25 protein-coding genes and 1 tRNA gene are annotated in these 26075 nt (G+C 39.2%); 17 read left to right on the top strand and 9 right to left on the bottom strand.

The genetic code is table 11. The features are described 5' to 3' along the window. Nucleotides 1–6: 6 nt before the first annotated feature. The 5 genes from porQ to OA84_RS07875 all read left to right on the top strand — a co-directional run bounded on the left by porQ (nt 7) and on the right by OA84_RS07875 (nt 3136). A complete protein-coding gene (porQ, locus tag OA84_RS07895; protein ID WP_039344492.1) occupies nt 7–1005 on the top strand; it encodes a type IX secretion system protein PorQ in 999 nt (332 codons plus the stop codon). 76 nt (nt 1006–1081) lie between these two features. Continuing rightward, nucleotides 1082–1756, top strand: a complete 675-nt coding sequence (gene cmk / locus OA84_RS07890; protein ID WP_039344489.1) for a (d)CMP kinase — start codon at nt 1082–1084, stop codon at nt 1754–1756. 110 nt (nt 1757–1866) lie between these two features. Further along, nucleotides 1867–2250 carry a YtxH domain-containing protein gene (locus OA84_RS07885; protein ID WP_039344487.1) on the top strand — a complete coding sequence of 128 codons (384 nt, stop codon included), beginning with the start codon at nt 1867–1869 and terminating at the stop codon, nt 2248–2250. Between the two features lie 77 nt (nt 2251–2327). Continuing rightward, nucleotides 2328–2636: a phage holin family protein gene (locus OA84_RS07880; RefSeq protein ID WP_039344484.1), complete on the top strand. Its 309-nt coding sequence runs from the start codon at nt 2328–2330 to the stop codon at nt 2634–2636. A 2-nt stretch (nt 2637–2638) separates the two neighbouring features. Next, nucleotides 2639–3136 (top strand): hypothetical protein, encoded by a 498-nt coding sequence (locus OA84_RS07875; RefSeq protein ID WP_039344482.1) that lies wholly within the window; start codon nt 2639–2641, stop codon nt 3134–3136. A 22-nt stretch (nt 3137–3158) separates the two neighbouring features. On the opposite strand, the gene OA84_RS07870 is transcribed toward OA84_RS07875, so the two are convergent. Next, nucleotides 3159–3890, bottom strand: a complete 732-nt coding sequence (locus OA84_RS07870) for a TrmH family RNA methyltransferase (RefSeq protein WP_039344480.1) — start codon at nt 3888–3890, stop codon at nt 3159–3161. On the opposite strand from OA84_RS07870, the gene tamL reads away from it, so the two are divergent. Continuing rightward, nucleotides 3876–6443 carry a translocation and assembly module lipoprotein TamL gene (gene tamL, locus OA84_RS07865; protein WP_039344478.1) on the top strand — a complete coding sequence of 856 codons (2568 nt, stop codon included), beginning with the start codon at nt 3876–3878 and terminating at the stop codon, nt 6441–6443. The two genes, OA84_RS07870 and tamL, sit on opposite strands and share 15 nt — an antisense overlap. A gap of 95 nt (nt 6444–6538) precedes the next feature. Here tamL and OA84_RS07860 read toward each other — a convergent pair whose 3' ends face one another. From OA84_RS07860 to ychF, 5 genes are all read right to left on the bottom strand, one after another. Further along, nucleotides 6539–9148 (bottom strand): DNA gyrase/topoisomerase IV subunit A, encoded by a 2610-nt coding sequence (locus tag OA84_RS07860; protein WP_039344474.1) that lies wholly within the window; start codon nt 9146–9148, stop codon nt 6539–6541. Between the two features lie 19 nt (nt 9149–9167). Then, nucleotides 9168–9632, bottom strand: a complete 465-nt coding sequence (locus OA84_RS07855; RefSeq protein WP_039344472.1) for a hypothetical protein — start codon at nt 9630–9632, stop codon at nt 9168–9170. Nucleotides 9633–9659: 27 nt separating this feature from the next. After that, on the bottom strand, nt 9660–11543 hold the full coding sequence (locus tag OA84_RS07850; protein ID WP_039344471.1) for a DNA topoisomerase IV subunit B: 1884 nt from the start codon (nt 11541–11543) through the stop codon (nt 9660–9662). Nucleotides 11544–11669: 126 nt separating this feature from the next. Beyond that, on the bottom strand, nt 11670–12218 hold the full coding sequence (locus OA84_RS07845) for an NADPH-dependent FMN reductase (RefSeq protein ID WP_039344469.1): 549 nt from the start codon (nt 12216–12218) through the stop codon (nt 11670–11672). A gap of 112 nt (nt 12219–12330) precedes the next feature. Next, entirely contained in the window at nt 12331–13422 is a 1092-nt protein-coding gene (ychF, locus tag OA84_RS07840) for a redox-regulated ATPase YchF (protein ID WP_039344467.1), read from the bottom strand. Nucleotides 13423–13755: 333 nt separating this feature from the next. On the opposite strand from ychF, the gene OA84_RS07835 reads away from it, so the two are divergent. The 4 genes from OA84_RS07835 (at nt 13756) to typA (ending at nt 18311) form a co-directional block, all read left to right on the top strand. Then, nucleotides 13756–14121 (top strand): BlaI/MecI/CopY family transcriptional regulator, encoded by a 366-nt coding sequence (locus OA84_RS07835; protein WP_039344465.1) that lies wholly within the window; start codon nt 13756–13758, stop codon nt 14119–14121. Continuing rightward, on the top strand, nt 14121–15902 hold the full coding sequence (locus OA84_RS07830; RefSeq protein WP_039344462.1) for a M56 family metallopeptidase: 1782 nt from the start codon (nt 14121–14123) through the stop codon (nt 15900–15902). Before OA84_RS07835 ends, OA84_RS07830 begins: the two co-directional genes overlap by 1 nt. Before the next feature lie 105 nt (nt 15903–16007). After that, the gene (locus OA84_RS07825) at nt 16008–16244 is read left to right on the top strand and encodes a DUF465 domain-containing protein (protein ID WP_039344459.1); all 237 of its coding nucleotides are present in this window, start codon (nt 16008–16010) and stop codon (nt 16242–16244) included. 261 nt (nt 16245–16505) lie between these two features. Further along, a complete protein-coding gene (gene typA, locus OA84_RS07820) occupies nt 16506–18311 on the top strand; it encodes a translational GTPase TypA (protein WP_039344456.1) in 1806 nt (601 codons plus the stop codon). A gap of 184 nt (nt 18312–18495) precedes the next feature. On the opposite strand, the gene OA84_RS07815 is transcribed toward typA, so the two are convergent. Together OA84_RS07815 and OA84_RS11405 are read right to left on the bottom strand one after the other, a co-directional pair. Continuing rightward, nucleotides 18496–19269, bottom strand: coding sequence for a ferritin-like domain-containing protein (locus OA84_RS07815; RefSeq protein ID WP_084060889.1), 774 nt, complete (start codon nt 19267–19269; stop codon nt 18496–18498). A 65-nt stretch (nt 19270–19334) separates the two neighbouring features. Beyond that, nucleotides 19335–20201, bottom strand: a complete 867-nt coding sequence (locus OA84_RS11405) for a hypothetical protein (protein ID WP_156965051.1) — start codon at nt 20199–20201, stop codon at nt 19335–19337. Between the two features lie 414 nt (nt 20202–20615). Between OA84_RS11405 and OA84_RS07805 the strand changes: the two genes are divergently transcribed. Next, nucleotides 20616–22082 (top strand): glycoside hydrolase family 10 protein, encoded by a 1467-nt coding sequence (locus OA84_RS07805; protein WP_316930487.1) that lies wholly within the window; start codon nt 20616–20618, stop codon nt 22080–22082. Between the two features lie 43 nt (nt 22083–22125). Here the strand turns inward: OA84_RS07805 and OA84_RS07800 are convergent, their stop codons facing one another. After that, complete coding sequence (locus OA84_RS07800) at nt 22126–22776, bottom strand: SOS response-associated peptidase (RefSeq protein WP_052252151.1); 651 nt, start codon at nt 22774–22776, stop codon at nt 22126–22128. A 110-nt stretch (nt 22777–22886) separates the two neighbouring features. Here OA84_RS07800 and OA84_RS07795 point away from each other — a divergent pair, with 110 nt between their 5' ends. The 6 genes from OA84_RS07795 to OA84_RS07770 all read left to right on the top strand — a co-directional run bounded on the left by OA84_RS07795 (nt 22887) and on the right by OA84_RS07770 (nt 26065). Next, entirely contained in the window at nt 22887–23288 is a 402-nt protein-coding gene (locus OA84_RS07795; protein WP_052252150.1) for a hypothetical protein, read from the top strand. Nucleotides 23289–23385: 97 nt separating this feature from the next. After that, nucleotides 23386–23458 (top strand) — tRNA-Met (locus OA84_RS07790). A 136-nt stretch (nt 23459–23594) separates the two neighbouring features. Beyond that, nucleotides 23595–24206, top strand: a complete 612-nt coding sequence (locus OA84_RS07785; RefSeq protein ID WP_039344447.1) for an L-threonylcarbamoyladenylate synthase — start codon at nt 23595–23597, stop codon at nt 24204–24206. 129 nt (nt 24207–24335) lie between these two features. After that, nucleotides 24336–25094 (top strand): peroxide stress protein YaaA, encoded by a 759-nt coding sequence (gene yaaA / locus OA84_RS07780; protein ID WP_039344445.1) that lies wholly within the window; start codon nt 24336–24338, stop codon nt 25092–25094. Between the two features lie 15 nt (nt 25095–25109). Further along, complete coding sequence (locus tag OA84_RS07775; protein ID WP_039344443.1) at nt 25110–25505, top strand: acyl-CoA thioesterase; 396 nt, start codon at nt 25110–25112, stop codon at nt 25503–25505. Further along, nucleotides 25505–26065, top strand: coding sequence for a helix-turn-helix domain-containing protein (locus OA84_RS07770; RefSeq protein WP_039344441.1), 561 nt, complete (start codon nt 25505–25507; stop codon nt 26063–26065). The genes OA84_RS07775 and OA84_RS07770 overlap by 1 nt, the downstream gene beginning before the upstream one ends. Nucleotides 26066–26075 lie beyond the last annotated feature (10 nt).

Here is a 26075-nt window from a genome sequence, read left to right as displayed (position 1 = left end):
ACTCCTTTGAAAAAAAACCTCCTTTTTACCCTTATTTTTTTAGCAGGTGTTTTGCCGGCGCAGGAAGGCATGAATGTCTACCCTTTTCTAAATGTTCCGGTCTCCGCGAGACAGGCAGCTTTGGGTGGTGATGCTGTTTCGGTACGTGATTTCGATGTGGGTTTTACGGCGGTGAATCCGGGTTTGATGAATCTCGAGCAGGATCAAATGTTGGCCGTAAATTATTCTTCTTACCTCGCGGGTTCACAATACGGAACTTTAAGCTATGTCCGCGATATGGAATATGGTCATTTGGTTGGTGTTACCGCGCGATACATTAATTATGGTGATATTCCGCGTACGGACGAAAGTGCGGAAATCAGCGGAAATTTTTCCGCGATGGATGCGCTCGTCGGTTTATCCTACGCCTATCAGTTTGAAGAAGATTTTACTATTGGCGGAAGCGCGAATTTTGTGACTTCAAAAATCGATAATTACACCTCGATGGCGGTAGTTGCAAACGCCGGAATTACGTATCACAACAAACAAAGCAATGAAACTTTGGCTTTGGTTTTCAGAAATTTCGGTTATCAGTTTAAATCTTATAACGGAACACGGGAAAATGTTGCATTTCGCGTGGATTTAGGCTACACCAAAATTTTAGATCAATTTCCGGTCGCGTTGACGATTACAGCACACGACCTTCAAAAACTCAATATTTCCCAGGATTACAATAACAACGGGCAGGAAATAAACTGGAGTCGGAAAGTTGCCGACCATTTTTCGCTGGGCGCCGAACTTTTTCCGCAGCAGGCTTTTAATCTTCGATTAGGCTATAACGTAAAACGCGGGAATGAACTGGCTGTAATGGATCAAAGAAGTTTCTCAGGACTTTCTGCCGGCTTCGGCATCAAGATTTCGAGTTTTAGATTTGATTATGCGCATGTGCGTTACCATAATTCATCGAATATGAATATGCTCGGCATTACGCTCGACATGATAGAAGTTGCCGGAAACCGCAGGTAAAAAGCTGCATTTCTTATTTTTTCCGCCTTAAAAACATATATTTTTTAATTTCAATTTAATTAAGGAAATTTGCGGCATGAGAAAACCTGTAATTGCCATCGACGGCTACTCTTCCACCGGCAAAAGTTCCATTTCAAAAATAATAGCGCACCAGTTGGGTATCGTTCATTTGGATACCGGTGCACTTTACCGTGGCATTACCTATTTTGCGATTAAAAACTGCATTTCAGAAAATGGCCAGATTAACCTCGAAAATTTATTTCAAAGGTTTCATGAGATTACTTTACAATTTAAACAGGTTGAAGACGAGTTGACAGTTTTATTAAACGGCACCGATATTTCGAAGGAAATCCGGACTAATGAAGTTTCCCAACAGGTAAGCTTAATCGCGCGCCAAAAGGAAGTTCGGGATTTTTTGCTCGAAAAGCAACGAAAAATTGCAGCGGACGGTGGCGTAATTATGGACGGCCGCGATATTGGGACCATAATTTTACCAAATGCAGATTATAAATTTTTTCTCACCGCAAGCATCGATGAACGCACGAAACGCAGGTTTCTGGAACTTCAGAAATTAGGCATTGAAACCGATGAGGAAACCGTAAGAAAAAACCTTATTGAACGCGATAAAATTGACAGCGAAAGAGAAGTCGCGCCGCTGAAAAAAGCAAACGATGCTATTGTGATAGACAACACCAATTTAACCAAAAAAGAGACGATTGACCTGATACTTTCCCATATTGCCGGATTTTAACAAAATTTTAAGAGACATCATTTTTGATTGGTATATTAATTGCAACCCTGTGGGTATATGGTTTTAAAGGCCATTAACGTAAAATTTATTAACATTAAAAAATAACTAAAATGTCGAAAAAAGGTAGTAACTCAGCAAGTGTATTAGCAGGTTTGTTAGCTGGCGCAGCAGCAGGTGTTGTATTAGGTATGCTTTACGCTCCGGAAGAAGGTGCTGAAACAAGAAGAAAAATTAAAACCAAAGCCAACGAATTGAAAGACCAGGCAGTTGATCAATACGGCAAAGTTTCGGAAAAAGCAATGGAACGCTATGACGAAGTTTCCGGAAAAGTTAAAAATCAATATGACAACATTTCAACTCAGGTTAAAGAAACCACTGACAAGGTAGTTTCTTCGGTAAAAGATGGTTATGACAAATATAAAGACCAGGCTGTTAATACAACTAAAGATGTTGTAGGAGATGTAGAAAATGAATTAGGCGGTATGAGATCTTAATTGATCTTCAAACACTTCCTAAATTAAAAAGGAACTTTATTTTAAGTTCCTTTTTTTGTAACTTTAAAAAAAATATTATGGTAGAAATCATCAAAGAATTCGTCTCCAAGAAAATAGATTTAATTAAAATGGAGGCTACAGAAAAGTCCTCATTAACAGTTGGGACTATTGCATTTTTTTCCATCATAGCCATTGCTTTTTTATTTTTTATCATTCTTTTCAACGTTGGTCTCGGTTTGCTTATCGGTTATTGGATGGGAAATTACGCCTACGGAATTCTCATAATGGCAGGTTTATATTTATTAATATTAATTGTGGTCTTTTTGGCACGAAAATCCATTACCAATTCTGTGGCAGATAAAATTGTTAAATTAATAAATTCGTAAAAATGAGCGCAAAATATAACAGTTTAGAAGAGCTTCGGCAAAAAAAACAGCTTCTGAAAAAAGAAGTTGATGATTTGCAGGATTTGCTGACTTTCGAAAATACCAAGGAAAGCCTAAGCGCAATAACACACGGTTTTACAGACAAATTTCTGCAAGAAGTGCCCACTGAAGATGGCGACACTTCTGTAAGCATAAAAACCAACGAAATTGTAAAGGAAATTTCCAACAGCGTGAAAGAAAACGTTTTCAGTAAAAACGCCTTTGCAGGTATTGCCAATAGTGACGCTACCGTAAACGTAATTGAAAACACACTGAAAATCGGTGCTGTGACTTTTATCGGAAATTTCGCCAGAAAAAGTTTACAGGACACCAGCTGGAAGAAAAAATTAATCGGTTTAGCACTAATTTATATTGCACCAATAGCGTTGCGTTTTATCCGTGAAAAACTGGAAGAATACCAAAAAGCCCAAACTACTTCAAGCTTCGAACAATTAATTTAGAAAAAAAATAGTCGTTTAACGGCTAATTTTTTTTGCTGAATATGTGGCCTAAAATGATGCCGGCTGACATGGCAACATTCAGACTTTCGGTTGATTGTGAAGTTCCGAAACGTGGAATTGTAATATTTTTTCCGAGCAATTCGGCCGTTTTTTCCCGAATTCCATTGCCTTCATTTCCAAGGACGAGATTGAAGGTTTCCGGAAAATCACAGGCATACAGATTTTCACCCACCATGTCCGTTCCGATTGCTGGCGCCATACTTTGCTGAAGGTAATTTTGAATATCGGTATAAACCATATTTACACGTAGAAAAGAACCCATACTCGCCTGTATAACTTTCGGATTGTAAAAATCGGCGGTGTCTTCACTGCAGATGATTTGCGAAATACCAAACCAGTCTGCCAAACGGATGATTGTACCAAGATTTCCCGGATCCTGAATTCCGTCTAAAACCAGCTGAACACCACTTTGTGGAAGTTGTTTGCTTTCAGGAATTTCGCAAACGGCAACTGAATCTTTTGGGTTTTGCAAAAAGCTAATTTTTCGGAGCTCTACGGCATTTATTTGTGAAATTTTTGCATTTTTCAAATTTAAATCTTCAGGATTCAGCGAGAAAATTTCCTGAATTTTGAACTTTGAAGCCGGTATTTCTTTAATGGTTTTATTACCTTCAACCAAAAACAAATTGTATTTTTGTCTGAACTTCCTTTTATCGAGTGATTGAAAAACTTTTATTTTATGAGCCGTAAGCATTTAGCAAAATATTTTCAAAAGTATTACTTATTTACCGCATCTGCAATGACCGTGCTTTTTTTATATGCGTGCAGCACTACGAAAAAAGTTCCCGACGGCGAATATCTTTTGGTAAAAAACAAATATATCTTTGAAGACGGCAAAATTTTTAAAGATGAAATTGCTGCACACGTCAGCCAAAAACCAAACAAAAAACAGCTGTTTCTTTTCCCTGTAGGTTTGTGGATGTACAACGCGGCCAACCCGAAATACGATTCCATTCTCACCGAATATATGACGTATCCCGCGGAGGCGAGAGACCAGGATCTTCGCGACTCGCTTTTCATTAAATACGATCACCCGGAATATGTAGGCAAAAGTCTTTTTTTCGAAAGATTTCTGCATAATATTGGCCAGCCGCCGGTAATTTTAGATCAGGGAAGAACTGAAGAAAGTGCAAATTCTATCCGAAAATATCTAGTCTACCGCGGTTATTGGGACACCGATGTGAAATTCAGTCATGATTTGGATTCCGCAGCGAAGAAAGCAAAGGTTAATTATCTCATCACGCACCGCGATCCTACCTATATCAGCGATTATTATTACAATATTCCCGATCCGGCGATTAAAAATATTTATGAGCAAAACCTCGAAAAAAGTTTGGTGCGCGGCAACAATATTTTAGATCAGGAAGTTTTGGAGGATGAGGTGAAGCGCATTAATGATTTAATGAAAAGCACGGGCTACTATAAATTCAATAATTCCAACGAAGAGATTTATTTTACTGCCGATACCCTGCAAAGCAGAAAAAATGTGCCGCTTACTATGGATATCCACAAAGACAGCACCGATTCTCCTTACAAACTTACAACGATCGGTGATATCAAAGTTCACGTGCTCGAAAAAGTTGCAGACACCGTAGATACCGAAAAAGATTCCCTGTTAGGCATCAATTTTTACAAACTCGATGACCAATACAAAACCATGTCCTTGTGGCGTCCGATAATCTTGAAAAAAGGTGAGATTTACGACCAAAAAAATCTTGATCTTACCAAAAGAAATATCGCTTCGATGAACAATTTCAGCGTGATAAAATATGATGAAATTTTGCGCAAAGAAAATGACAGCGTTCTGGACGTCAGCTATTATCTCGCGCCGCTGCCGAAGTTTGATCTTAAAATTGCGACAGATATTAATTATTCACAGATTTTAAATTTCGGTATTTCACCGTCCGTGGATTTTACGACACGTAATGTTTTTGGCGGCGCAGAAAACCTTACAACCAGTGTTTCCGGGATTTTTGGCTCTGTCGTAAGCCCGAAAAAAAATGATAAGCGCGCTTTAGCATACGAAGTTTCCGCACAGGCTGCGTTAAATGTTCCTCGATTATTAATGCCGTTCAAAACCTGGAAGCTTATTCCGAAACGCTACTCTCCTACTTCGTCTGTAATTCTGGGGACAAGCGTTCAAAACAATATCGGTCTGGGTAGAGTTGGTTTTAATGCAAGTTTAAATTATTTTGCGAATGTGAACGATATTGTATCTCACCGGCTTTCAATTTTCAACACGCAGTTAAGTTTCACCCGAAACAAAGACCGTTATTACGATTATTTTCCGCGCGATGCGGAGATTCGGAATGAAATTTTCCAGCTTTATTCGCCGCAACTTTATAATGATTTTACCGAAGGACGAATTTCTTCAGACGAACTTTCTTCTACCATTGTTGATGATACCGCATTTCAAACTGGTCTTTCTGAAGATCAGATGAATGATTTTAACACCTTCCGCCAGACTTTAATAAATAAAGACCGCCAGACACAAAATATCCTGATTTCGTCGATGATTTATAATTTTATTTATAATGAAATCGGTAAAAAAGACAGACACAATCCTTTTTACGTGAACGCGAAATTTGAAGTGGCTGGAAACGCGCTCGGGCTTTTCACCAGAAAACCACAGGAAGATGGCGTGCTTGCAGAACCAACAAAAAAAGCGTTTAATATTCCGTTCTCGCAGTTTGTGAAATTTGATTTTGATGTCCGTAAATATTTCACTTTTTTTAATGACAAACATACTTTGGCGCTGCGCCAGTTTATTGGCGTTGGTATTCCGTATGGGAACTCTGATACGATGCCGTTTGTGCGTTCTTACTTTAATGGTGGCTCCAATGACATTCGCGCATGGCGTGTTTTCGGCGGCTTAGGTCCCGCGGATTCTCAGCTTGACGAAAAAGTCCGTGCTTATATTATGGACAATGTGAAGCTGACCACCAATGTGGAATATCGTATGCCGTTCAACGAAATGTTCGAAGGCGCCGCGTTTGTTGATGCTGGAAATATCTGGAGCTTGAAAGACAACGGCTTTGGCGACGCTTTTAAATTTAATAAATTCCTGTCGCAAATGGGCGTTGGAACCGGGGTTGGTGTCCGCATCAATGTGGCGTATATCACGCTACGTCTGGACGCAGCTTATAAAGTGTACGACCCGAACAGACCAATTGGCGACCGCTGGGTGATCAGCAAATGGCAACCGCTGAAACCGGTGCTGAACTTTGCTTTTGGCTATCCGTTCTAATAAAAAAAAATCGCAGTTTAACTGCGATTTTTTTTTATTTTACATTCTTCCGATTTTTAAAATTTACTTTTGGTAAAATCAAAAAAAACCTTGTTTTAGCCGGGAAAATCGAAGAGATCACCAATTGTTCCTTCTTCCGGGAAATCTTCGTCTTTCACATCTTCATCGATAAAGCTGATGTGACCTTCGGTTGCTTCCACCACATCGAAACCTTCGTGGATTTCTTCGGTAACTTCCGGAACCGTTATATTGATGGCTTTTACTTTATCTTTTATAAACTGGTTGCCGAGTGCTTTAATTCCTTTAACGGAAATAAATTGATCGATATTAACCGTTTCAGGCTCGCGCTCCTTTCCTTTCTCTTTAGCAAAAATTATTTCTGCCGTCGCGTTATCAGAAACGATGATGTTTTCAATAAAAGATTTTGGGTGCTCTGAAGGCATAAAATGCTGAACATTCAAAGTGTTTTCCAGCAAAAATCTTTTTATAAAATAAATCTGCTTTTCACCGTCAAAATATATACACGTAATCGCTTGCTCTGGTTTCCATTTTTCAAAAACGAGATATTCACCATCGAAACGGTTGCTTAAATCGAAACTCACGAGTTTTGCATCGCCTTCAGCATTGATGGTGAGAATTTTGTCATCACCTTTAAAAGTTCCGAGTAAAGTTCCGCGCGCGTCGGCATTCAAGCGGCGAACCGTTTCATCAAACCAAATTTTCCGCGGCGCTAAAGTCGAATGTCCTTCCTCCTTTAAATCTACCTTTTTTACCGGATATTTCGTGACTAAATTTCCTTTGGAATCGCGGCCTTTTATCGCCATATCCGAAAAATCGATGTCGATTTTACTTTTCCGAACTCTCGCATTTGACTTCAAAATTACGCTTACTTTTTCCGCTTCACCATTCGGGTTTGCCGAAAAATATAGCATTTCAGCACCTTTTTTATCAGAAGCTAACTTATAATCGGTATTTCGCGTAACGCCGGTTACCGAAAATCTTTTCATATAATACGCTCCGTCTTTGCTCTCGCGGTAAATCATATTATAAACCGTGCGCTTGTCGTTTTTCTTCCAAACCGCAACATGCTCTATGTTTTTACCGATAAAAGTTTTCGCTTCCACTTTCACCACTTTCATCGTTCCATCTTTCTGGAACGTGATAATATCGTCGATGTCCGAACAGTCAAACAGATATTCGTCTTTTCGCAATGAAGTTCCCACGAAACCTTCTTCGCGGTTCACATAGAATTTTTCGTTCGCCACCGCAACTTTGGTCGCATCAATGGTGTCAAAAATGCGTAGTTCAGTTTTACGCTCTTTTCCTTTGCCGTATTTTTTTAGGATATTGGTGTAATACGCAATGGAATATGGAATTAAATTTTCCAGATTATATTTTACCTGCTCTATTTTTCCTTCAAGCGCCAGAATATTTTCTTTGAATTTATCCAGATCGAAACGCGAAATTCTTTTAATTCTGATTTCGGTTAAACGGACAATATCTTCTTCAGTTACAGCTCGCAAAAGATGCGATGTGTGAGGTTTTAAGCTTTTGTCAATGGTTGAAATAACTTCTTCCCAGGATTTTACTTCTTCGATGTCGTGATAAATCCGGTTTTCGATAAATATGCGCTCCAATGAGGAAAAATGCCAGTTTTCCTGAAGTTCGTGAAGCTCAATTTCAAGCTCTTTTTTCAGCAATGAAACGGTGTGATCGGTATTCTGTCGAAGAATTTCCGAAACAGTAAGAAACATCGGTTTATTACCGACAATTACGCACGCGTTCGGTGAAATCGGGATTTCACAATCGGTAAAAGCGTACAGCGCATCAATCGTTCGGTCCGGTGAAGCATCGTTATTCAGATGAATATTTATTTCAACTTTATCCGAGGTATTATCCTCAATTTTTTTGATTTTAATTTTGCCGCGCTCATTGGCTTTAATAATAGAATCGATAAGATCGCCGGTATTTTTACCAAAAGGCAATTCAATGATGCACAGCGTATTTTTATCTTTTTGAATGATTCTCGCGCGCGCCCGAATTCTTCCGCCACGTTCACCGTCGTTGTATCCGGAAACATCCAACATTCCGCCGGTTAAAAAATCTGGGAAAATCTGGAATTTTTTGCCTTTTAAATGCGCGATAGAAGCCTCAATTAATTCATTGAAATTATGCGGCATTATCTTCGTAGACAAACCCACACCAATACCTTCAACACCCTGAGCCAACAGCAAAGGAAATTTTACCGGTAAATCTACAGGCTCATTATTTCTGCCGTCATAAGATTTTGCCCAGTGCGTGGTTTTTGCGTTGAAAACAACTTCCAAAGCAAATGGCGTCAAGCGCGCTTCAATATATCGAGCTGCCGCTGCAGAATCTCCGGTATAGATATTTCCCCAGTTTCCCTGCGTATCAATTAAAAGCTCTTTTTGGCCCAACTGCACCATGGCGTCGGTAATAGAAGCATCGCCGTGCGGATGGTATTTCATGGTGTTCCCAACAACGTTGGCAACTTTATTATATCTGCCGTCCTCAAGCTCGCGCATAGAATGCATGATGCGGCGCTGCACCGGCTTGAAACCATCAAAAATAGAAGGAATTGCCCGGTCTAAAATGACATACGAGGCATAATCTAAAAACCAATCCTGATATAAACCACTGACTTTGCGCAGCGTTTCTTCGTGGTGCGTGTTGTTTTCTTCCATTCTCTAGCGCTCGCGCTCTTTATTCTTTGTTTTTACTTAGGACCTTTTTTAGCGAGGACTTTAGGTCGTCTAATTCTTTACCGGAGAGATACGAAATGTCGTATTTTAAAATTACAGATTTGCTTTTTTTACTGCTGATGGTTACATACAGTCGTTTGTACAAAATAAGATTTACGATTTCGTAATCCAACAGTTTATATTTCGGGAATTCGTCGCTTTTGGCTTTATTCAGGAAAAAAACAACGTTTTTGTTGCGGAAATTTAAGGCTTCACCATCACTGTCATACTCAAAAATCTGGCTTCCGCGCAGGTAAAAAATAAGGGCAAAAAACAGCGGAATAATTAATAATAATACCGAACCTAAATTGATACGTTCATTACTCCTGTCAATAAAATACAACACAATGCCACCCACCAAAACCATTAAAACCAAAATGCTTAAAAACTGAAAATAACCAGCTTTATTCCTGTTATTTAACCTCATTATAACCTCCTACGTTAAATTTTAAATTTATACTTCTGCTTCCGCAATAATTTCTTTTTTATCAATGTCGGGATCTTCCACTACCAAATTCTGCAGAATAAACTGCTGACGGTCCGGCGTATTTTTTCCCATATAAAATTCCAAAATCTGATCGATTGTTTGGTCTTTTCCTAAAACTACAGGCTCCAAACGGATATCTTTTCCGATGAAATGTTTGAATTCGTCCGGTGAAATTTCTCCTAAACCTTTAAACCGGGTTATTTCGGGGTTTTTTCCCAATTCGTCTAAAGCTTTTAACCTTTCGATTTCCGAATAACAATAGCGCGTTTCCTTTTTGTTTCGCACGCGGAAAAGCGGCGTCTGCAAAATATAAAGATGACCGTTTCTGATTAAATCCGGGAAAAACTGCAGAAAAAACGTAATCATCAAAAGTCGGATGTGCATTCCATCAACATCAGCATCGGTTGCGATAATTACATGGTTGAAACGCAAATCTTCCAGAGAATCTTCAATATTTAGCGCGGCCTGCAACAGGTTGAACTCCTCATTTTCGTACACCACTCTTTTCGTTAGGCCGTAACAGTTCAGCGGTTTTCCTTTCAGAGAAAATACAGCCTGCGTTTCCACATCGCGAGACTTGGTAATGGAACCGGAAGCAGAATCACCTTCGGTTATAAAAATCATCGTTTCGGCTTTTCGCAAAGCTTTCTGATCGTTATAATGTTGGCGACAATCGCGCAATTTTTTGTTGTGAAGCGAAACTTTTTTGGCCCTTTCACGAGCTAATTTTTGAATTCCGGAAAGTTCCTTCCTTTCTCTTTCAGAAATAATGATTTTGCGGTGAATCGCTTCCGCAATCTCCGTATTCTGGTGAAGATAATTATCGAGTTTATTCTTTAAAAAATTCAGAATAAAAGTCCGCACCGTTTCTTTTCCGGGTTCCATTTCGTTGGAACCCAATTTGGTCTTGGTTTGCGACTCGAAAACCGGCTCGATTACTTTTATAGAAACCGCCGCAATAATTGATTTTCGGATATCAGCAGCTTCGAAATTTTTATTGAAAAATTCGCGGATAGTTTTTACATACGCTTCGCGGAAAGCATTCAAGTGCGTTCCACCTTGTGTAGTGTTTTGTCCGTTTACAAAAGAAAAATAGGTTTCAGATTGAGATTTATCGGAATGCGTAATCGCAACTTCGATATCTTCATCCTTCAAATGCACAATTGGATAAAGGATTTCCCCTTCAATTTCTTCCTGAAGCAAATCGCGTAAACCATTTTCCGAAAAATAGGTTTCACCATTGAAAACTATTTTTAAACCCGGATTCAGGTAACAATAATTTTTCAGCATTTTTTCTATGTATTCCTTCCGGAATTTGAAATGCGTAAAAATGGTGGAATCCGGAATAAAAGTAATTTCTGTTCCGTTTCGGTCGGTAGAATCTTTTTCTTTAAAATCTTCGGTAATTAAACCTTTAGAAAATTCCGCAACTTTGGCTCTACCATCGCGGATGGATGTAACACGGAAATATTCAGAAAGCGCGTTAACGGCTTTGGAACCGACACCATTTAGTCCAACGGACTTTTTGAAGGCTTTGGAGTCATATTTTCCGCCGGTATTCATTTTTGAAACGGCGTCAACAACTTTACCTAAAGGAATTCCGCGCCCGTAATCACGAATAGTGGCTTTGCCTTCATCGATTTTGATTTCGATGCGTTTACCAGATTTCATCACAAATTCATCGATGGAGTTATCGATGATTTCTTTGAGCAAAATATAAATTCCGTCGTCTGCGGAAGAACCGTCGCCCAATTTGCCTATGTACATTCCCGGACGAATCCGGATATGTTCCTGCCAATCGAGGGTTCTGATATTGTCTTCGGAGTAATTTACTGTGGTGTTTTCGCTCATTCTATTTTTGGACCGTGCCTTATTTTCGGCAACTCACAAAAATAGTGAAAGCAAAGCAATTTCAAAAGTTTTGTGGAAAATTTTTAAAGCTGCTTTGCTTTTTCAAAAAAAATACCCGTTTAACGGCTAAAATTTTTCAATCCAGCTTTTAAAAGCTTCAAGGAAAGTAACCAGAAATTTTGCTGTTTTTTCGTCAACGGTTACGCCGTCTTCCTGTAATTTGTCTTTAATGGTTCCGATAAACGCTTCTGGCTGCGTCATCATCGAAATATGAAGGTTTGCAGCTGCCACGCGGATGGTTTGGTTGCTTCCCATCCCGCCAATAGCGCCTGGAGAAACGGTTACAACAGCGCCCGGCTTTCCTTTCCAGGAATTTTCTTTCGGTGGTCTTCCTCCGATTTCCATAGCGTTTTTCAGCACGCCGGGAATGGTTCGGTTGTATTCGGGCGAAACAAACAAAACGGCATCTGAGTTTTGAATTTGATTTTTATAATCCGTCCAGGTTTGTGGCGGACTGTTTTCAATATCTTCGCTGAAAAAGGTAAGATCTTTTATCTCAACAATTTGAAGTTCCAAACCTTCCGGCGCCAGGCGAATCATTTCTTTCGCGACTTTCCGGTTAAAAGATTCTTTGCGCAAACTGCCGACTATAACTGCTACTTTTTTGGTATTCATATTTTAAATTTGACACAATTTACAAAAATATTTTTTGAAAAATTTGCCATTTTTAGGGGCAAAAAAAAGCGAACCGAAGTCCGCTTTGATATTTTTAAAAAATTTGCCGTTTTTACACGTTAAATCTAAAATTCATCATATCGCCGTCCTGAACGATATATTCCTTACCTTCTACGGAAAGTTTTCCGGCTTCTTTTACCTTTGCTTCAGAACCGAATTTTACAAAATCTTCATATTTAATGACTTCCGCGCGGATAAATCCTTTTTCGAAATCGGTGTGAATAACGCCAGCAGCCTGTGGCGCGGTCCAACCTTTTCCGATGGTCCAGGCGCGAACTTCTTTTACACCTGCGGTGAAATAAGTTTGCAGTTTCAGCAAGTCGTAAGCTTTTCTGATCAATCGGTTTACGCCGGGTTCAGTTAAACCCAGTTCATCCAAAAACATTTCTCTTTCTTCGAAAGTTTCCAGTTCGTTGATGTCGGCTTCAATTTGCGCCGCTAAAACTACTACTTCAGCGCCTTCGTTAGCCGCCATTTCTTCGATTTTTGCGATCCAGTCGTTGCCGTTTTTTATGGAATTTTCATCCACGTTACAAACGTAAAGCACCGGTTTGTTTGTCAATAACTGAACATCAGCAATAATTGTAGAAGAAAAATCATCCGTCGGAAATTCACGCGCATTTTTCCCTTCTTCCACAAATTTCTGCAGATTAAGCAAAGTTTCGTAAGTCATCACATCATCTTTTTTACCGGATTTGATGAACTTTTTTGCTTTTTCTACAGCTTTAGCTAAAGTTTCAATGTCTTTCAGCTGTAATTCAATATCAATGATTTCTTTATCACGAAGCGGATCAACTGTTCCTTCAACGTGTACAATATTTCCGTCTTCAAAACATCTAAGAACGTGAATAATCGCTTCACATTCTCGGATATTTGCAAGGAATTTATTTCCCAAACCTTCGCCTTTGCTCGCGCCTTTCACCAAACCTGCGATATCTACGATTTCCACAACGGCAGGTAAAACTCTTTCGGGATTCACCAGTTTTTCCAGCACGAAAAGTCTTTCATCCGGTACGGAAACCGTTCCTAAATTCGGTTCGATGGTACAGAAAGGATAGTTTGCCGATTGCGCTTTGGCGTTGCTTAAACAGTTAAAAAGGGTTGATTTACCGACATTTGGCAAACCTACAATTCCACATTTCATATCGTACGTTGTGAGGTTAAATTTTTAGATTTCCGTTGGCAGAAACCTTGAATTGAGCGTGTGCAAAGATAAATATTTTGAACGATTTTCTATATAAAAAAATTTGCCCCTAAAAGCGGCAAATTTTTAATTTTAATGAAATGATTTTTATGGATTTTCAGCCGTAGTATCAGACGTCAACTGCTTTATCAGATGTGTTGCCACAGAAGTATTATAATAAAGGTTTTTCTAACTGAAAATCAATTCATTAAATAATATTTTTATTTATCACTATAAAAATAGTTGTACATTCAAAATAAAAATCTACATTTGTATCACTAAATAAATAGTGATATGAAAATTTCGCAGTTGACGAAAGCCGAAGAACAGGTGATGCAGTATTTATGGGATTTGGGGAAAGCGTTTCTGAAAGATGTTTTAGAGCAGTTTCCAGAACCAAAACCGCACACCAATACGGTTTCTACAATTTTAAAAGTTTTAAAGGAAAAAGACTTTGTTGATTACGAAGTTTTCGGACGGCAGCACCAATATTTTCCGCTAATTTCCAAAGAAAAATACAGCGGAAAAACGATGAAAAGCCTGGTAAAAAATTATTTTGAAGGTTCTTACACCAATGCAGTTTCTTTTTTAGTGGAAAAAAATGAGATAAGCGTCGAAGATCTGGAAATGCTTCTGAACGAACTCAAAAACAAAAACTGATGGAAATTTTAATGTATTCCGGCAAAGTTATTCTGACTTCTGGTGTGCTGTTTTTCTATTATCAGCTCTTTCTGAAAGACAAAACTTTTCACCATTACAACCGCTTTTATCTAATTGCGGCGGTGGTCATCAGCATGATTTTGCCTTTGCTGAAAGTAAGTTATTTTACACTTGAAGTAAATGGTGATATCTACTTAATATTAAACAATTTAAATATTGCTGAATCAAGTAAAAATGTAAATCAAAATTTCGATTATTTTTCCCTTATAGCAATTTTTACCGGCTTAATTGCCTCTTTTTTCATTGTTAAATTTCTGTATGGTTTAGCTAAAATTGAAAGCCTGAAAAAGAAATTTAAAAAAGAAAATTTCGAAGGCATCAGCTTTTATCACACAAATTTGCCCGAAGCGCCGTTTTCTTTTTTCAAAAATCTTTTCTGGAAAGATTCCATTTTGCTTCAGTCAGATTTAGGCAAACAGATTCTGAAACACGAAATGGTGCACATCGAGCAGAAACATTCCTGGGACAAAATATTTTTAGAAGTCGCCACTTCCCTCTTTTGGTTCAATCCGTTTTTTTACTTCATCAAAAAAGAAATTTCATTAATCCACGAATATCTTGCTGACCGAAAAGCCTTAAAAAACTCGGACACGAAAGCATTTGCGCAGATGCTTTTGGCAAGTCACTTTTCCGGAAAACAGTTACCTGCAACGAGTCCGTTCTTAAGTTCTAACCTCAAAAAAAGATTAAAAATGCTTAAACAATCAAAGACAAAATTCAGTTATGCGCGCAGAATCGCCGCATTGCCCTTATTATTTTTGCTTGCCTTCTTCTATTTGGTGAATGCGAAAAATAAAGAAATTAAAGAATCCAACCTTAAAGTTGAAAAACTGGTTTTCAGGTTAAAAGCCGACACTATTACTCCTAATAATAAGGAGCAAAATATTACGACCGAAAAATCCCTGGAAAATGTTCAGCAAAAGATTGCCGAAAAACAGCAGGAAATTCAGCCTTTGCAGGAACACTTAAATGAAAAAAGCGATGAAGCGCGAAAAATTGAAGAACGTTTGCACCAAAAAACTCAGGAATTGCAAAAATTAACAGACAAAATGGATTTTGAAAGTCCAAAATTTAAAGCTCTGAATCTGGAAATAAATGATCTGAGCTCGAAAATAGATGAAATTTACGGTAAAGAAGATTTTAAAAACATCGAAAAAATGCTGGAGCAAAAGTTTGGCGATATGGATCAGCTTTACGCGAAAGTAGGTGCTTATTACAATTCCGACGATTTTAAAAACAAGATGAAAGACGCAGAAATTCACGCAAAAAAAGCGGAAGAATATGTGAATTCGTCAAAATTTAAAAAACAGATTAAAGAAGCGCAAAAAAATGCCGAAAAAGCGGCTAAAAAATTCAACTCTGCGGAATTTAAAAAGCAAATTGCCAACGCCGAGATGAAAGCAAAAGAAGCGGAGAAAATGGTGAATTCTCCGGAGTTTAAAGCGAAAATTGCTGACGCAGAAAAAAAGGCCCAAGAAGCGGTAAAAAATTCGCAGCTGAAAGACGGTATAAATTTTAATTATAATACCAACGCCACTTCCACAAACGAAAATCCCAATCTTAACGTGAACGACGAAATCGATATTTATATTGACGGAAAAGCTTCTACGAAAGCCGAAATGGAAAAGATAGATCCTGCAAAAATAGAATCGGTAAACGTTTTCAAAAAGGGCGCTAATGGAAAAAAGAAAGGTGAAATTTACGTGAAGCTGAAAAAATAGGTTTCCTTAAAACTGAAATAAATCAGCAAAAATGGAGGAAATTTTCGTTTTTATCAAGTGATTTTTAGCTAACTTTATTTCATAAAATAATTAAAATTTAAAGTCATGGAAAATCACACCCTTACTCAGGAATTTCCCGAAGCGCAAGAAAAAATCGCAGAATTTAAATTGAATGACGACATTTTCCGAAAAATGTACGTGAATTATGAAGAGATAAACGCGCTCATACAGCACTACGAAGAAGGTGAACAAAACCACACCACCGACGAGCATTTAACCGACCTCCGAAGAAAAAGAGTTCACCTGAAAGACAGTATTTACAACTATCTGAAAACGAATTAAATTCAAAACTTTTACCGAGAATATTTTAAAAGAGATCGTGAGGTCTCTTTTTTTGCCCTTAAATCGGCATTTTTTTCATTTTAGCTTTTTCCGATAACCATTTGATTATAAATAAATTGCAGAAAATTAGGCGTTTTAGCAGCTAATTTTTAAACGTGCATTCAACTTTCGCCAAAAATTAACATAAAAATTTATTAAATTGAAAAACTTATAAAGTTATTTCACCAAAAAAGATTACTTTTGCACGGTCAAAAAACGAATATGCAAAACATCAGAAATATCGCAATTATTGCGCACGTTGACCACGGAAAGACTACTTTGGTTGACAAAATCATTCACGCTACCAGTGTTTTCCGCGAAAATCAGGAATCAGGTGATCTTATCATGGATAACAACGATCTGGAACGTGAACGTGGAATTACCATTTTATCAAAAAATATTTCGGTTACTTATAAGGACACCAAAATTAACGTAATTGATACGCCTGGTCACGCCGATTTCGGTGGTGAGGTAGAACGTGTTTTGAAAATGGCAGACGGTGTACTTCTTTTGGTTGATGCATTTGAAGGTCCGATGCCACAAACGCGTTTTGTACTCCAGAAAGCTTTGGAACTAGGTTTAAGACCAGTTGTTGTCATCAACAAAGTTGATAAACCAAACTGTCGACCGGATGAAGTTCACGATCAGGTTTTCGATTTGTTCTTTAACCTTGATGCAACCGAAGAGCAATTGGATTTCCCAACATTCTATGGTTCTTCAAAGCAAGGTTGGTTCAATACTTCATTGGAACCGACAGAAAATATTTTCCCGCTATTAGACGGAATTTTAGAGCATGTTCCGGCGCCGGAAGCTAAAGAAGGTCCGCTTAGAATGCAGATTACATCATTGGATTTCTCTTCTTTCCTGGGAAGAATTGCAATTGGAAAAATCACTCAAGGTTCTGTAAAAGAATCTGAATGGATAGGTCTTGCGCAGGAAGACGGAAACATTATTAAAGGAAAAGTAAAAGAATTATACGTTTTTGAAGGTCTTGGTAAAAAGAAAGTTCAGGAAGTAAAAGCAGGTGACATCTGTGCAATTGTTGGTTTTGATAAATTTCAGATTGGCGATTCTTTCGTTGATCTTGAAAATCCAGATCCGTTGCCACGTACAGCAATTGATGAACCGACTTTGAACATGACATTCTCCATCAACAACTCGCCTTTCTTCGGAAAAGACGGGAAATATGTAACTTCTAATCACCTGAAAGAAAGGTTGATGAAAGAGTTGGAGAAAAACTTAGCTTTAAGAGTTGAACCTACAGAAGACGCAAATACATTTTTGGTTTTCGGTCGTGGTATTCTTCACCTTTCTGTTCTAATCGAAACGATGAGAAGAGAAGGTTACGAAATGACAATTGGCCAGCCACAGGTTATTTTGAGAGAAATTGATGGCGTAAAATCTGAACCGTATGAATCTATGGTTGTTGACGTTCCGGAAGAATATGCTTCAAGAGTTATCGATTTGGCAACACAAAGAAAAGGTGATCTTCACATTATGGAAACCAAAGGCGAAATGCAGCATTTGGAATTTGAAATTCCTTCCAGAGGTTTGATTGGTTTGCGCTCGCAAATGTTGACCGCAACTGCAGGTGAAGCAATTATGGCGCACCGTTTCGTAGATTATAAACCTTTCAAAGGTTCAATTCCTGGAAGATTGGTTGGAGTTTTGGTAAGCAAAGGACAAGGTCCTGCTACTGAATATTCAATTGCAAAATTACAGGACAGGGGTAAATTCTTTGTTGATCCGGGCGAGGAAATCTATGAAGGAATGATTATCGGTGAGCAAAACAAACCTGGAGATTTGGTGGTAAACATCGTGGAAGCTAAACAGCTGAACAATATGCGTGCTTCCGGAAAAGATAAGGACGGCAGCATTGCACCGAAAATTTTGTTCTCATTGGAAGAATGTATGGAATATATCCAGGGCGACGAAGCGATTGAAGTTACACCGAACTTCATCAGAATGCGTAAAAAAGTACTTTCTGAAAACGAAAGAAAACGTATTGAAAGAGGAGCGAAAGGATAAAAATCACTTCTGCTATAAATAAAAAAAAGCCCCGTTTTGGGGCTTTTTTTTGCTTTTAGCTTTAAAAATTTAAGCAAAGAAATTTTGAAAAAAAATGCCGTTTAAGCCGGAAATTTTTCTTTTATTCTTTACTTTAGTTTTAATTAAAAAAGCAAGCTTGAAAGCTTGCTTTATGTTTAAAAGTTTATAAAATCAGACCGCGGTCGTCGTCGTCATCATCGTATTCATAATCTTCGCTGTCGTCATCGTCATCTTCGTCCGCTGCGCGGAAATTAATGAATGATTCAGCAATATAAGTTAAGTCGAGATCGGTTTCTTCTTCTTCTTCCAGTGTTGTTTGAAGCAAATCAGCGGCGCGGTCTAAATTCAGCGTTTCAGCTAAGGCCACCAAACCACCGTAAGATGCTATTTCATAATGCTCTACTTTTTGTGCTGCAATAATCAGCGCGGCATCGCGGGTCATTGTGCCTTCTTCAGTTTCCTGAATAATGCTTTCGCCTTCTTTTACAATACCAATGATGGCTTCGCATTTTTTACCTTCAGGTTTTTCTTCAATTGTTTTAAAAACTTTCTCCAGACGTGAAACCTGCTTTTGAGTTACCAAATGGTGATCTTCAAAAGCTTCCTGCAACTCTTCTGTAGTTGCTGCAGCTTTCATTTTTGGTAATGCTTCCAGAATGTGCTTTTCAGAAAAGTACATATCTTTCAAACCATCGAGGAAGAATTTGTAAAGCGGACCGTCTTTAGTCGCTTCCTGACTGTAATCTTTTGGACCGGAAGTTTGCGAATTCTGCATTGATGAAGGGCTAGAAGTAGATGAACCAGATGTACCGGATGATGCAGAACTGCTTGAATTGGTACTGCTGTTTTTAGCTGCTCCGGAAGCACTTTTTTTTGTTCCGGCTTTTTGTGTTTCTTCTGCTGAAGTGTTTGCTGTTTTTGTATTATCGGAATCCATAATTTTTCTTTTTTAATGCGTTAATTTAAAAAAGCCGGCCATCATAGCCGGCCTTATATATTTAGTTAAGAATTTCTTCCGCCACGGCTACCGAAACCTCCTCTTCTACCGGAACCGCTACCTCTGCTGCTTCTACCATCGGATGTAAATCTACGCTGGCTATCTCTTTGCTGATTACCACGACCTCGTGAGCCACCACCTTGTGATCCTCCTCTGGAACCGCCACCTTGGCTACCGCCTCTTGAACTTCCACCTCGAGAGCCGCCACCTTGTGAGCCACCTCTCGAGCCGGAACCTGCTCTACCGGATGTATATTGGTTTCCAAAGAACGGATGACCTTCCTGGGCACCTCTTCTGTCGCTGCCACCACCGGATGAACCGCCACGGCCACGACCACCGCCGCCCGATGAACCGCCACGTGAACCTCCACCTCCTGAACCTCCGGATGAACCACCTCTTGAGCCTCCACCGGAACGTCCTCTACCAGATGTATACTGGTTTCCAAAGAACGGATGACCTTCACGGGCGCCTCTTCCGTCACCGGAACCACCGCCTCTGCTTCCACCTTGTCCTCCACCGGAGCCGCCACGTCCGCCGCCTGAGCCGCCTCTACCGCCGCCAGATCCGCTACGGGATGAACCACGGCCGCTGTTTCCTCTTCTGTCGTCTTCATCATCGTCTTCTTCATCATCATCGTAGTCCTCATCATCGTCCTCGTATTCTTCATACCATTCATCATAGCTGTCTTCATAATCATCATCATAATCTTCGTCTGCCTGCGCGTCGGCGTAGCCATCTTCATATCCATCCTCATAGGCCTGTTGGAAGATTTCTTCTAAGTCGAAATCTTCTTCCTGACTTCTTCCTCCTGAATTACCTCTACCGGATGAAGAATTAGATCTTCCTGAACCGGAATTACCTCTTGTTGCCATAATAATAATGTTTTTTTGGTTAGGCTTTTCCAGCAACAGAAGATATACCAAAATTTGTTATAACGTGTTAACATACAGTTAAGTAAGAGTTAAAAACATTAGCAAATTTCCGCTAAATTTAACATAATAAATTTGGAGAAGTTTTAATGTAATGCATAATTTCGCACGCGCGATAAAAAAGAATAATTGCTGAAAAACAGGGAATTACTTTTTGGCTGAACACATTACTTGCCAAGTATTTTTGCTTTTAGATAACTTTTTTGGTTAAACCTGATTTTGACCTTAGTTTAAATTATATTGCTATTTTTGCGCATGCACATAAAAATTTCACCGTCCGCACTCCTGCTTGCAATTGCTGTTTTATTTACCTCCTGCGGTACGCCAAAAAAGCCTAAAACAGCCGCCAAAAAACCGGTGGTTACCACAAAACCAGTCACACCAAAAGTGCCCGAACCAAAAGTTGAAGTTTTAAAGCTGAATCTCCCGGAAGTAAACCGCGAATTCCGTGCAGCTTGGGTAGCAACCGTTGCCAATATCAACTGGCCTTCACGAAACAATCTTTCTACCGAACAGCAAAAAGTGGAAGCGCTGAAAATTTTAGATTTGCTGAAAAACGCCAATTTTAACGCTGTAATTTTTCAGGCACGACCTTCCGCGGACGCGATGTATAACAGCACAATTGAGCCGTGGTCGTATTTCTTAACAGGCGAAATTGGTAAAGCGCCAACACCTTATTATGATCCATTGGAATTTTGGATTTTAGAAGCTCACAAACGCGGAATGGAACTTCACGTCTGGTTAAATCCCTACCGCGCGCATCACACCACCGGCGGCGCAATTACTTCTGAATCATTAGTTAAAAAAATGCCGGAGCAAATCATTAAGCTTAAAAACGGAATGCACTGGATGGATCCTTCGGATGAAAAAACCCAGGATCACGTTTCTAAAGTAATCAATGATCTGGTAAAAAGATATGATATTGATGCGGTGCACATCGATGATTATTTTTATCCCTACCGTGAATACAACGGCGGTAAAGATTTTCCCGACAACCGAACCTGGAATATGTACCAAAAAACTGGCGGAAATTTATCTAAAGCAGACTGGCGCCGCGCGAACGTGAATAAATTTATCAAAAGAATTCATGACGAGATAAAAGCCGAAAAAAGCTACGTGCAGTTCGGTATCAGCCCTTTCGGAATTTGGAAACCCGGTTTTCCGGAAGGCATAAAAGGTTCTTCACAATATGATGAACTCTACGCAGATGCAAAATTGTGGTTAAATGAAGGTTGGCTGGATTATTTTTCGCCCCAACTCTACTGGAAAAACGATGGTCCGCAAAGTTTTCCGGCTTTGCTAAAATGGTGGGAAAGTGAAAATTCACAAAAAAGGCATCTTTACCCCGGAATAAATACCGTTGGTTTAAATGGTGTGTCCGATAGACCAGCAGAAATCGTAAGCCAAATCAATACAACAAGATCGGTTTTAAAAGACGCCGCCGGCACAATTCATTATAGCGTAGACGGCCTCTCAAAAACCCCCGCGATGTTAAGCGCCGTAAGCCAGGCCTACAAAACTCCGGCTCTCGTACCTTTGACGCCATGGATTAAAACCGAACCTTTAGAAAAACCACTTTTATACATCGAAAAATCCGGCACTTCAGCTGTTGCAAAATGGAATTCCAAGGATTTTACTGAAGTTTTTCAATGGATTTTATATGCTAAATATGGTGATGTTTGGGAAACTCAAATCATTGAAAAAAGTAGAATATCTGAAACTTTACCTTTAATTAAAAACGGGAAAAAACTCAATACCGTTGCGGTAAAATCCGTAGACCGATTAGGAAATGAAAGCGCCTACGACGGTAAAATCATTAAATAAGAAAAGAAAAAATTTGCTGCTAAAGCGGCAAATTTTTTAAATTCTAAAACAGAGAAAGCTGAGTTGATGATGCGTCTAAATTAATTGCAACCAAATCCGGATCGTAATTCGGAAAAACAAAATCATCGACGGAACGCTCAGAAAGCCACGCTTCTTCAGCACTTTTTGCTAAAACCAAAGGCATTCGATCCTTCGTGTTGTGAATTTCGCTCATAAATTCATTCGCACCCGAGGTTACAATTGAAAAACTCGTGAGCAGCTCGTTGGTTTTCGGATCGGTCCAGAAGTTATAAATTCCGCCCAAAGCAAACGGTTTTTCACCATTATTCAGGCGGATAAAATATTTTTCTTTCTTTTTACCTTTCGCATCCAGCTGCTTCCACTCGTAAAAACCGTGGACCAAAACCAGACATCTTTTTGAAACCGAATCTTTAAAACTCGCCTTTTCGGCTAAAGTTTCAATTCTTGCGTTCAGCGTATTTTTTTGTGGACCACGGTCTTTCGCCCACCACGGAAGCAGTCCCCAGGCGCCGAGAACAGCAACATCAGGGTTTTCATCCAGAATCACCGGCGTTTTCGGAAAAGAAAATCCGTTCGTAAACTCGGAACCCTGAAAATCCGGACCTTCAAACGTCACGCCGAAAGTGTCTTTCATTTCCTTTCGCGTCAGCTGATTCGAAACGTAATAGCACATGATTCAAAAATTTAATTCAAAATTAGAAATTATATTTTTAAAAAATTTGCCGTTAGAAGCGGTAAAGAATCGGAATTACCAATCGCCACTTCCCAACTTTTGCGGAATTAATGTCTACTTTTGGTGAAATTACAGCCTTTAAAATGATTACCAAAAAAGATTTACGTACAGTTTTAGAAATACCAACTTTTGAAGAAAGCACCGCGGTGGAGAAATTTCAAAACGAAGTTTTGCGCCCGATTTTAAAATTACAAAATGAAATATTTCTGGCTTTTTACAAAGCATTTTTAGCGCGGCAGAAATTGGATTTCACCTCTTTAAATCCGGAAAAGAAAAGAAATTTCATTAATCAAAGTTTTCAGAGAGATGCGAATTTGAAAAATATCTGCCTTGGGTTGACGCTTGGAATGCTGACGGCGGAAGAATTTGAAATATACAATTTGGATGATAAAGCATATAACAAGCGAATTTTCACCATGTTAAGCGAAAGGATTTTGAGCCAACTTCTGTAGCAATAAATCTAAACTGAAAAAAAATACCATTCTATGGGCAAAATTTTTCTCAAGATTTGGATTTTCACAAAAATGTTGTATATTTGCATCACAATAACGCGGGGTAGAGCAGTAGGTAGCTCGTCGGGCTCATAACCCGGAGGTCGCACGTTCGAGTCGTGTCTCCGCTACTAAATAAAGAGAATCACAGCAGTGGTTCTCTTTTTTTATACGCCTTGGTGAAGGTTTTGGGGAAATCTCGCCTTTCACCAAACTCACCTTTTTTTACCAAAATGCTTTAATGCTTAATTTTTATTAAATTTGTATATGGCAAAAATTCTTAAAATTTACCCCGAAAATCCACAGGAAAACCTCATTGCCGAAGTGGTGAAAACGCTCAACAACGGCGGTCTCATCATTTATCCAAGCGATACGGTCTACGCTTTGGGCTGCAATATTTTCGATATTCGCGCCATGGAAAAACTCGCGCAGATCAAAAAAATTAAGCTCGAAAAAGCCCAATTTTCTATTATCTGCAACGATCTCAGCCATCTTTCGGAATTTACGCGTCCGATTGACACCAGCACGTTCCGCTATCTGAAAAATAATGTGCCGGGCCCGTTCACCTTTATTCTGGAAGCCAACAAAAGCCTGCCGCTCGCGTACAAAGGCAATAAAACCGTCGGGATCCGCGTGCCCGACCACTCTATTCCACAAATGATTGTCGCAAAATTGGGTCATCCGATCGCATCCACTTCAATTAAAGATGACGACGAAGTTATCGAATACTCCACCGATCCCGAGCTGATTGCTGAAAAGTACGATCATTTGGTGGATATCGTCATCGATTCCGGCTACGGAGACAACGTGGCGTCCACAATCGTAGATTTAACCGGTAGCGAACCCGAAATTATCCGTCAGGGAAAAGGAGAATTTTAGCAGTTTTTTTGGCCATCTTTTCCCCCCTCCGTTCCCTCCCGATTTTACATCGGGATCCACTCTGGTCGGGATGGAATTCTTAGCTGCTTTAGAGCACTTTTTTTTAATTTTTACGGTCTTTTATAAAATATGAAAATCATCACCTCGCCCGCAAAGCTTATGAATATTGAAGGTTCCAGCCCTTTTTTGAAAATGACAAAACCGCATTTCATCAAAGAAGCTGAACTGATTCAGGAAACTTTAAAGCAAAAATCACCAAAATATTTAGCGGATCTCATGGAAATTTCCAGCAAACTTGCTGATGAAAACTGGGAACGCAACCAAAAATGGAAAGCAAATCCTTCCGCCACAGAATCTGCACCAGCGCTGATGGCTTTTGCCGGTGAAGTGTACCGCGGTTTGGATGCAAAGACATTAGACGAAAAAAGCATCAAATACCTCCAAAAAAATTACCGCATGCTTTCCGGATTGTACGGGCTTTTAAAACCTTCCGACCGCATTATGCTTTACCGTCTTGAAATGGGCAGAAAATTCAAGTTCGAAGGTTACGAAAACCTCTACGAATTCTGGACAGAAAAAGTCACAGAGGAACTTAACAGCGAACTGAAATCAAAAGATGTGGTGCTGAATCTCGCCAGCAAAGAATATTTTAAAGTATTAGACAAGAAAAAAATCAAAGCGCCCGTCATTGATTTCGAATTTTACGATTACCGCGAAGGAAAGCTTGCACAAATTGTAGTGTATACCAAGCATGCGCGCGGCCTGGTGGCCCGTTTCTGCGCGGAAAATAACGTGAAGACGCTGGACGAACTGAAAGCCTTCAACCTCGAAAAATATTATATCGCCGAGTATTTGTCGAGCGATACGAAACTTGTATTTACACGATAATATAAAACCAAAAACATGAACTATCATACCCGAAAATGGATTAAACCTGAAGATTTGAATCCGAATCACACCTTATTTGGCGGCCGATTGCTGCAATGGATTGATGAAGAAGCTGCACTTTACGCAATCGTTCAGCTTGAAACGCCGCGTTGTGTAACTAAATATATTTCGGAAATCAATTTCGTAAGTTCCGCGCGTCAGGGCGATATTATCGAAATAGGAATTGAAGCCACGGAATTTGGAAATACTTCGATCACTTTAACCTGCGATGTCCGCAATATGATGACGCGGCAAACCATCATCACCATTGAAAAAATAATTTTCGTGGGGGTGAATTTAGATGGAAAACCAACCAGACATGGCAAGACAAAAATCGAGTTTATTTCCGACCGATTAAAACCGGATTTATAATGACAGTTTACATTAAAAATATGGTTTGCAACCGCTGTATTTCTGCGGTGGAAAAGGTTTTTAATGATCTGCAGGTTCCGGTTGCTGCTGTGCATTTAGGTGAAGTTGAAACCACGGAAAATTTAAACAAAACAGAAATACAAAACCTTGATCAGCAGTTGCAGAAAATTGGTTTTCAAATTCTGGAAGATGCTTCCAAAAAGATCATTGAAAAAGTCAAGAAAGTCTTAATAGTAAAAATTAATGAACTGGACATTTCTGAAGATTTTGTTCTGTCTAAATTTTTAGCCGAAAAACTTTTGAAAGATTACAGCGCGATTTCGAAAACATTTTCCCAAAATGAAAACGTGACTTTGGAGCAGTTTTTCATCCTTCAAAAAATCGAAAAGGTAAAAGAACTGCTTTTATACGACGAATTTTCGCTAACCGAAATTTCTAACAAACTCGGGTATAAAAGTGTTCAGCATTTATCATCCCAATTTAAAAATACCACAGGTTTTACACCATCGGCGTTCAAAACACTGAAAGTAAAAAACCGCCTCCCGCTCGACAGCATCTGAATTTTATAAC

This window comes from Kaistella solincola (assembly GCF_000812875.1).
GTDB classification, from domain to species: domain Bacteria; phylum Bacteroidota; class Bacteroidia; order Flavobacteriales; family Weeksellaceae; genus Kaistella; species Kaistella solincola.
The sequence above is the reverse complement of the archived record's forward strand: the minus strand, read 5'-3'. Positions and strand labels throughout refer to the sequence as shown.